Below are 4,419 nucleotides of genomic sequence, written 5' to 3'. Positions count from 1 at the left end.
GCGTGGTGGCCGACCTGCTCTTTTTGTCCAGGCCCCGCCAGCTTTCCCCCGAACCTGCCGCCTGCGGTGGTCAATACGCCGCTGATCTCCCGGCCGCCTGCGACCTCGCCCTCAAAGACGTGGCCCGCGCCGTGCAGCACGTACATCTTGTCCCCGAAGATCGCCCCGGCCACATGGTAAAGATCCTTCTGGCCGCCAAGCCCGGTGACCGTGACCAGCCCGGTGAGCATCTGGCCGTCCTGCTCCATGCGGGCTACGACGCTGGAGCCGTACAGGCTCCCGGCCCACCATCCGGCCACCCCGGACTCCTGGGCCGGGGCCGAAACGGCCGAGGCCGAGACCGCCAAAAGAAGGCACAGCAACGTGGCGATTTTCACATCGAACCTCGCTCGCCCGCCCGGCCCGGGCAGGCGCACAGAAGCCTTTCGAACAGGGTATGATGGGCCGCAACCATGGCCCCCAGAGAATAGTCGGCCACGGCGCGGGCCCGTCCCGTGCGGCCCAGGCTCTCCCGCAGGGCGTCGTCCCGCAAAAGGGTGAGCATGGTCTGGGCCAGGGCCGCCGGATCGCCGGGCGGGGCCAGGAGGCCGCACCAGCCGTCATTCGTACCAGGCGCACCGGACGCACCGGGCGCGTCGGGAACCGGCCCGGAAACGGGTCCGGCCCGGCCCGAAAGCACCTCGGGGATGGCCCCCACGGCCGTGGCCGCCACGGCCACGCCCATGGACATAGCCTCCAGAATCACGTTGGGCAAGCCCTCGCGCCGGGAGCTTAGGACCACGGCCTTGGCCTGCTGGTAAAAGGGCCTCGGGTCGGCCCCGCCGGGATAGGAGCGGATGCGGCCCTTGAAAGGATGGCGGGCGATGAGCCGGGCCACCCCGGCCGCAAGGGGGCCGTCGCCCACCAGCCACAGTTCGGCCCGTTCGTGCTCCCGGGCCGCGATCTCGAAGGCCTGAAGGAGCGTCTCGTGGTCCTTGTCCTCCGACAGGCGGGCCACGCACAAAATCACGTCGCGCACAGGGCGCAGTTCCTCGGGGGGCGGGGCGAAATGGTCCGTGTCCACGCCGTTGGGAATGACCGTGACCCGGTCGGCCGTCTGCCCCAGGCGGTCAACCAGGATGTCGCGCAGGGGGCGGGAATTGCAGACGTGGTGATGGGCCAGGCGGCGCAAGAACCGTTCGTGCTGCCGGGCGATGGCCCCGCCGCCCCGGCAGGTTCCGACGACCACCGGGATGCCCGTGAGCCTCCCGAAGATTCGGCCCCAGATGTTGGGCACGGCGGTCAGCGGAATCAGGATGTCCGGGGGCGTCTGGCCAAGCTGCCGCCACAGGTTACGCAGGGCGTCCAGGCCCACGGCGGGATTCCGGGACAGCCACACCAGGGGGATGCCGCAGGCCTCGGCCCTGGCCGCGAAGTCGCGCCCCGGGGCCAGCATCCACATTTCGACCGCAAACCGAGTCGGATCGAGCCCCCTGGCCAGTTCCAGGGCTTGGCGCTGGGTGCCGCCGAAAAGCAGATCCTGGAGCAAAAGGACCACCCGGGCCGGACCCTGTGCGGCGGCCGACCCGGGCGTGACCGGCGTGGCGGGGTGGGCCATCAATATCCCATGAGCCCGCAGCAGCGGGTGCAGGCGGGCATGAGTCCCTCGGAGAAGAGGCTGCCCCGGAAGCGGCGATAGGACTCGCAGTTCCACAGCTCGGTGATGGTGTGTTCCTTGACGTTGCCCACGATGTAGTCGTGGTAGTCCCGGCAGGGAGACATGTCGCCGTTGGAATCCAGCTCCACGGCTTGGAAGATGGAGATGCACTTGTCGTAGCCGAAGGTGGAGCTGTGGTCGCCGTAATACTGCCTGAGATTGGCCAGGCCGGTGATCTTGGGGATGATGTTCACCGGGGGCATGTTCAGGGGCCTGGAGCGGCGCTGCACCTCGGCCAACTGTTTGTCCAGGGTCTCGTGGTCCTTGATGGTCCAGTCGCCCACCCAGCCCCAATGCAGCTTGGGGGTGAACCCGAAACGCCGGGCGAAGTCCACGTCGTGGGCCTGGGCGCTTTTTTCGTCGATCCACCAGGACAGGTAATAGACGAACAGATCCACGCGGTCCTTGTAGGCCTCGTAGATGTCCACGAGGTGGTGGACGTTGGCGCTGGAGATGGTGGTCAGGGCGGCCACCAGGGGCAGCTTGGCCCCCCGGGATTTCTTGGCCTCGTTCACGGCGGCCAGGGCGTTCTGGATGGTCTGGAAATTGTTCCCGCCTCCGGCAGCCGGCCGGGCCGCGTTGTGGGTCTCGGCGCAGTGGCCGTCGATGGACACCTGCAAAAGGAACATGGGCGCGGCCACCAGCCGTTCGGCGGCCTTTTCCACACCCGTGGAGTTGGTGGCGATGGAGGTGGGCATCTTGAGTTCCGTGGCCCGGTCGATGATGTCCAGCCAGCCGTTGTACATGGTGGGCTCGCCGCCCCACAGGTAGACGGAAGGCCGATGGCCATGGGCCGCCAGATCGTCCAGGAGCGCCAGATAGCGCTCCTTGGAGACCTCGGATTTCTTCAGATCTTTGAGGTTCTGGCCGTGCAAAAAGCCCTGGTCGCCCCACTGGCCGCAGGTGTGGCAGCGCAGGTTGCAGACATCGGTAATGCGGATGGAGAGCTGGCGGATGCTGCGGGCCACGCCGGTTTCGGCCTGGGGGTTTAAGGGTCCGAACAGGAATTTTTCCTTCTCAAGGGCCGCCAGTCGGCCGGCGATCCAGGGATGGCGGGCGATCTTGACGGAATGCTTGAGGATGGTGCCCAGGGCAACGCTGCTTTTTTTGGACATGGGAGCCTCCGCGCTCCGCGCCCGGGTGGCGATTTTCTGTCGATCCGCCGGAAGGGCGCGGTGGGGGTGTTGTATGGGATGCGCGGCTTGTCGCGCCGCACAGGGAATGCTGCCGCGCGGCCTGCATACCCCCGGGCGGTGCAGGCGTCAACTCGACGCCGGAACGTGGCGATTCTGCCTGGCTAGACCGGACGAACCGTGACCACGGGAATTCTGGCCATCTTGACCACCTTCTCGGCCACAGAGCCGAACAGGATGCGGTCCACGCCGACCCGGCCGTGGGTGCCCATGATGATCAGTCCCGCCTCCAGCTCCTCGGCCACCTCCAGGATTTTTTCCGGGGCATAGCCGTATTCCACCATGCCGTCGGCCTTGATGCCGGAGAAATGCTTTTCCATGAATTCGCCCATGGCCCGCTTGGCCCCGTCGAGGATCTGTCCGGCCAACTGGTCGATGCTGTTGGGCGGCACATAGAGCTTGCCGTAGCGGTTCATTGTCGGCGCGACGTACAGCACCGTGATCCTGGCCTGGAACTTTTCAGCGAAAAGCCTAGCGTATTCGGCCAATTGGTCCGCAGCCTCGGAAAAATCCATGGCCAGAAGGATGTGCCCGATCTCGCGCATATCTGTCTCCTTGGGGGGTGAAGGTGGGCCCGGGAAAACCGCATCCGCCCCGGACCGCTACGGGAACAGACATAAAAGGAAAAACCACCGGCGTCCAGTGCCTTTTTCACTACATTTCAGGTTGTTACACGGAAATTCCGAGGCATTCGCCAGGGAATCCTCCCATGCCCGGCCGAGCCAGCCCCAGGCATGGCCCATGAACCGGCCAGCAATACCTTTGCAACACCGCCGCAAGGCCTGCGAGGAACCCGAAAAAAATCGTTACCCTCTTGACTTTTCTCGATTTCTGGGTGAAATGGCTCAACTTCAATAATCAGGCCTCACGTCCACTTCAGCCCAAAAGGAAGGTTGTCATGAGCAAACTGCGTCTTTTCCAGGCCTTGGCCGTCGTCTGTATCCTGAGTCTGGCCGCCCTGGCCCATGCGGCGCCCATCGTCATCAAGTTCTCCCATGTGGTGGCCGAGGACACCCCCAAGGGGCAGATGGCCGTCAAGCTGAAGCAGTGCGTGGACGCCAAACTGGCCGGCAAGGTGCAGATCGAGGTCTTCCCCAGCTCCCAGCTCTTCGACGACGACAAGGTGCTCTCGGCCATGCTTCTGGGCGACGTGCAGTTGGCCGCCCCGGCCCTGTCCAAGTTCGAAAAGTACACCACGGTGCTGCAGATCTACGACCTGCCGTTTCTTTTCAAGGACATGAAGGCCGTTGACACCTTCCAGCAGTGCCCCGAGGGACAGGCCATGCTCAAATCCATGGAGGACAAGGGGCTCATCGGCCTGGGCTACATCCATAACGGCCTCAAGCAGCTTGGCGCCAACAAGCCGTTGCGCGTGCCCGCCGACGCCAAGGGCCAGAAATTCCGCATCATGACCTCCGACGTGCTGGCCGCCCAGTTCGATGCCGTGGACGCCATCCCGCTCAAAAAACCCTTCTCCGAGGTCTTCACCCTGCTGCAGACCAAGGCCATCGACGGCCAGGAGAACACCTG

Annotated in this window: 5 protein-coding genes; 1 reads left to right on the top strand and 4 read right to left on the bottom strand. The window is 65.1% G+C overall.

Going from position 1 to position 4,419, the window contains the following annotated elements; translation table 11 throughout:
- The 4 genes from V3572_RS07650 to V3572_RS07635 form a co-directional block, all read right to left on the bottom strand.
- On the bottom strand, positions 1 to 377 hold a 377-nt coding region (locus V3572_RS07650; RefSeq protein WP_332110391.1), incomplete at its 3' end, for a hypothetical protein.
- On the bottom strand, positions 374 to 1,597 hold the full coding sequence (locus V3572_RS07645; protein ID WP_332110390.1) for a glycosyltransferase: 1,224 nt from the start codon (positions 1,595 to 1,597) through the stop codon (positions 374 to 376). The genes V3572_RS07650 and V3572_RS07645, both read right to left, overlap by 4 nt.
- Positions 1,597 to 2,811, bottom strand: a complete 1,215-nt coding sequence (locus tag V3572_RS07640; RefSeq protein ID WP_332110389.1) for a radical SAM protein — start codon at positions 2,809 to 2,811, stop codon at positions 1,597 to 1,599. Before V3572_RS07640 ends, V3572_RS07645 begins: the two co-directional genes overlap by 1 nt.
- A gap of 182 nt (positions 2,812 to 2,993) precedes the next feature.
- Complete coding sequence (locus V3572_RS07635; protein ID WP_332110388.1) at positions 2,994 to 3,434, bottom strand: universal stress protein; 441 nt, start codon at positions 3,432 to 3,434, stop codon at positions 2,994 to 2,996.
- Between the two features lie 353 nt (positions 3,435 to 3,787).
- Between V3572_RS07635 and V3572_RS07630 the strand changes: the two genes are divergently transcribed.
- A partial coding sequence (locus tag V3572_RS07630; protein ID WP_332110387.1) for a DctP family TRAP transporter solute-binding subunit occupies positions 3,788 to 4,419 on the top strand: 632 nt, incomplete at its 3' end.

It is taken from the genome of Desulfolutivibrio sp. (assembly GCF_036584575.1).
In the GTDB taxonomy this organism is placed as follows: Bacteria; Desulfobacterota; Desulfovibrionia; order Desulfovibrionales; family Desulfovibrionaceae; genus Desulfolutivibrio.
Note: the sequence above shows the minus strand (reverse complement) of the source record. Positions and strands in the feature narration are given on the sequence as shown.

Bases quoted from the DNA above. Each gene is read 5' to 3' on its own strand.
- V3572_RS07635 (WP_332110388.1), bottom strand. From the start codon at position 3,434: ATGCGCGAGATCGGGCACATCCTTCTGGCCATGGATTTTTCCGAGGCT.
- V3572_RS07640 (WP_332110389.1), bottom strand. From the start codon at position 2,811: ATGTCCAAAAAAAGCAGCGTTGCCCTGGGCACCATCCTCAAGCATTCC.
- V3572_RS07645 (WP_332110390.1), bottom strand. From the start codon at position 1,597: ATGGCCCACCCCGCCACGCCGGTCACGCCCGGGTCGGCCGCCGCACAG.